Origin of the sequence: Hydrocoleum sp. CS-953 (genome assembly GCF_002260545.1) — a bacterium.
Classification (GTDB): Bacteria; Cyanobacteriota; Cyanobacteriia; order Cyanobacteriales; family Microcoleaceae; genus Trichodesmium.
In genome coordinates this window covers 1-4001 of sequence record NZ_LGSU01000638.1, presented here as the reverse complement: position 1 = coordinate 4001, position 4001 = coordinate 1, and the positions used below count along the sequence as shown (strand labels likewise).

Here is a 4001-nt window from a genome sequence, read left to right as displayed (position 1 = left end):
GAGTTTGTCATTCTCTTTTCTTGTCTTTTCCCGGAAACAACTAGAAGGAGTCTAGTCAAAATTCAACTTACTCTTTCTGTCAAGAATTTCTGAGTTTCTCATGGTATTTTTTGTAAGCATTTAGCTTTTCCTGCGGAATTCTAGGCAAACAGCTTTTGAAAATATTCAAGTAACTACTAAAGTTAACTAATTATCCTCTTAATTCATAACTTTTAATTCTCCTTAGAGACTAAAAGAATTTAACTTCAGACTTCAGACTTCAGGCAATACCTATAACTTTGAACATTTGATTCAGTGAATCTAAATTCACTAAAATATCTTCCACTAAAGAACTTTCATACATTATATTTCTAATCGGATAACAACTAAATGTTTCACCAATTAAAAAGTAATGCTCCAATCCTAATAATTGGCTAATATGCCAATAATAGTATCTAAGATAGTGGGGTGAGAAAAGTTCGATAACTTTTGTCCCTGGGTTACAGAATACTATATTTGTTAGACCACTTCCGTGAGGAGCAACTATAATTTTGGCATGAGCAAAAGTGGCAATCTGATTTTCTAGAGACATTGATTCTGGAGTAATGTATGTANGTAATGCTCCAATCCTAATAATTGGCTAATATGCCAATAATAGTATCTAAGATAGTGGGGTGAGAAAAGTTCGATAACTTTTGTCCCTGGGTTACAGAATACTATATTTGTTAGACCACTTCCGTGAGGAGCAACTATAATTTTGGCATGAGCAAAAGTGGCAATCTGATTTTCTAGAGACATTGATTCTGGAGTAATGTATGTAAAACCAAGCTGCGATAATATCTCTACTACCTCTTCTTCGTTCATTACTCGCCGATATCTAGCATTACCTCTACCTATATATATTCTTTCCGAAAAATCTGACTTATTATTAGTTACACCTCTGAGGAATACTTCTCTTAAGAATTTTAATCCCCAGGGTTGTAACCATCCCAAATAACTAGGGTATGAAGGTACGACTAATTCTTTTGCCTGAATATGAGGATGGCGATCGCTTGCCAAAATCTTCTCTTCTCTCACACCAAGACTTTTTAATGTTTCTCGTTGAAAGGGTTGTTGATAGTCGTTAACTACAAACCAATCTATCTCTTCTAAATTTATACCCTGACGCAATATTTTTATTCTTGGCAGTAGGTCTACCATCCAGTGAAAATAGACATTTCCTGATAATACCGATAATACTGCTACCTTACCATTAACTTTCTCTAGGGGGGGCAGTTCTTCAAAGCCAAAAATTCGATGTTGACTTGGGTCATGTTTTGTGCATCCTGGTAATGGAGATGGATATTCCCTAGATAAGTCTGCCAATAAATAGTTATCTGGAGTCATAATGGCAATGCCGTAACATAGTCTCCAGTGATTTTTCTTGGGCATTATCCAAGCTCTTCCCGACCGTACTATAGTTACAAAGGTAGGACTCTGGGAAAGTTTCTGAAAGTAGGAAAATCCTGAAATACCATTTTTTGCATCTTTTGTCAAAGTAGATATGCTTCCCTCCTTACTTACAGACGTTAGGGATATAGTCCCCCCCTTTTGAAGGGGGGTTAGGGGGGATCTTTCCTGGGGAGGTAAAGATTTAGTTTCCTCTTGTGGAAGGGGAGGTAAAGATTGAGTTTCCTGTTGTGGAAGGGGGGTTAGAGAGAATATTTCCTGACTAAACTCACCCTGAACCCTGAGACTATATACCCCTTGAGCAAGAGATTTTGGGTTAAACCACTGATAAATTTGCTTTAAACATTCACCACAATTTAACCCTTGACATTCTAAATTTTTCTTCCTATTTTCAACATTTACCTCAATAGGAGATTTAGAAATTTCTTCTATATATTCTGTCGCTAATTTTTCTAATCTTACTTCTATATATCGTTCGTCATAATTCTTGCCATCTAACTTTTTAATCCAATCTTTTGTCGATAAATATAATCCTTCTAACTTTTGATAAGGGAGAAAATCATCATTTATAATATCTTGTACTTTTGCCGATAATACCTTACCATAATAATCCATTGCCTCCTGCCATCTCTGCTGTTTTTCCAGAACCTTACCCAACTCAAAGTAAACCTTTGTCGTCTCATCAATTCTATTTTCACTCAGTAAAATTTGTAGAGATATTTGATAACTAATAATTGCTGAATTTAACCGTTTTTGTTTAACCAGACTATTTCCTAACAACCAATAAATCTCAGCCGAACTTGCTTGAATTTGCAACGCCCTTTGATAAAAATCTTCAGCACCTTCATAATACCCACTTTCCATCAAAACATTGCCAAAATGAACATAATATTTCAGCAAATATTGAGAAATTTTTTGATACTGCTCCTGGGAATTTTCTGAATAATTATCTAATTTTTGCAATTCTTTGAGAAAATTCAAGCCTGCTACTTTTGTCAAAAATAGCTCATCAGATATTTTATTTTCAGTATTTCCTAACTTCGCCTCCAATACCCGACAATAACCATCAACAAAGTTATGATTAGTAATTACATTTTTTAAGTAAACAAAAGCAAGTTCAAATTTACCTATAGTCATCAAAGAAAAAGCACAATCACTATAGGCTAAAACACTATCCTTTTCTTCCTTCAGTCTAATAACTTCTTGAAAATATTTTACCGCCCATTCATGCTCCCCAATAATTTGTAATGCTTTACCCAAGTTATAATGCGCTTTGATAAAATTAGGGTCTAATTCTATAGCACGATAATAAGCAGCGATCGCTTCTATCGGATTTTCCTTTAATATAGTAAAGCCAAGATTATTATATAAATCTGCCGAATCTGATTTTATAGCTAACCCTTTTTGATAAACTTCAATAGCTTCTGACCTTCGATTCATCTCGGCTAAAACGCCACCTAAATTATTATAAGCTTCTACAAAATATGGCTTTAATTGTATTAACTTTCTATAAATATCAACTGCTAATTGATAATTTTTTTGCAATTCAAAAACGATACCCAAACCAAAATAAGCCTTCAGATAATTCGGTTTCAAAATAATTGCCGTTTCATAGCAATTAATTGCACCTTTCCAATCTCCATATTGATGCTTTATATTACCTAAATTATAATATACTTCCGGCCATTTTAATCCTAAATCAATCGCTTTTTGATATTGATTAACTGCTTCACTTAACCACCTTTTATGAGTATACAACTGACCGAGAAAAGCATGAACTTCTGGATATTTTGGCTGAATCTCCAAAGCTTTTGTATAAGCAGACATAGCATCATCAAAATTATCTTCTGCTTCGTAACTTTCTCCTAATATTCTGTAAGCATCAGCAGAGTTTGGTTCTATTTCTAAAATTTGTTTACAGGTTATTATTGCTTGACTTAATTTGCCTTCAGTCAAGTATGATTTTGCTAATCTGAGATGTTTTTCTATTTTCATTCTTAGCTATCAATAACATTTTTCTCGGCTACTAGCATAGAATTATTCTGTCATTGCAACTAGAAACCTCAATGATCTAATTAAATATTTTATATGTAGCAAAATGTAGGGGCGGGGTTTATCTAAAATTTTAATNTCTATTTCTAAAATTTGTTTACAGGTTATTATTGCTTGACTTAATTTGCCTTCAGTCAAGTATGATTTTGCTAATCTGAGATGTTTTTCTATTTTCATTCTTAGCTATCAATAACATTTTTCTCGGCTACTAGCATAGAATTATTCTGTCATTGCAACTAGAAACCTCAATGATCTAATTAAATATTTTATATGTAGCAAAATGTAGGGGCGGGTTTTACCTAGAATTTTAATGCTTACTCTAGAATTTATATAAACCCGCCCAGATACCCATGATATAATTAGGGCTTGCTGATTAAATCTCAAAGTATTTACAGATAAAGGTTTTAGCCTTTTTAGGTCGGTAAAAAGTACGCCTGTTTCAGCTCTTAATGCACGGTTCCCGAAAAATCAAAAAGTTAGTATTTTCGCTGCTGAGTATAGCAAAAAAATTACTACTCCCC

At 33.6% G+C, this 4001-nt stretch carries 2 protein-coding genes; both read right to left on the bottom strand.

What is annotated here, in order from left to right; all coding sequences use genetic code 11:
• Positions 1-259 precede the first annotated feature (259 nt).
• Positions 260-571, bottom strand: a complete 312-nt coding sequence (locus AFK68_RS07185; protein ID WP_094672168.1) for a DUF563 domain-containing protein — start codon at positions 569-571, stop codon at positions 260-262.
• Positions 572-594: 23 nt separating this feature from the next.
• Positions 595-3423: tetratricopeptide repeat protein (locus tag AFK68_RS07180; RefSeq protein ID WP_210407276.1), on the bottom strand; the 2829-nt coding region annotated here is incomplete at its 3' end.
• Between the last annotated feature and the right edge of the window lie 578 nt (positions 3424-4001).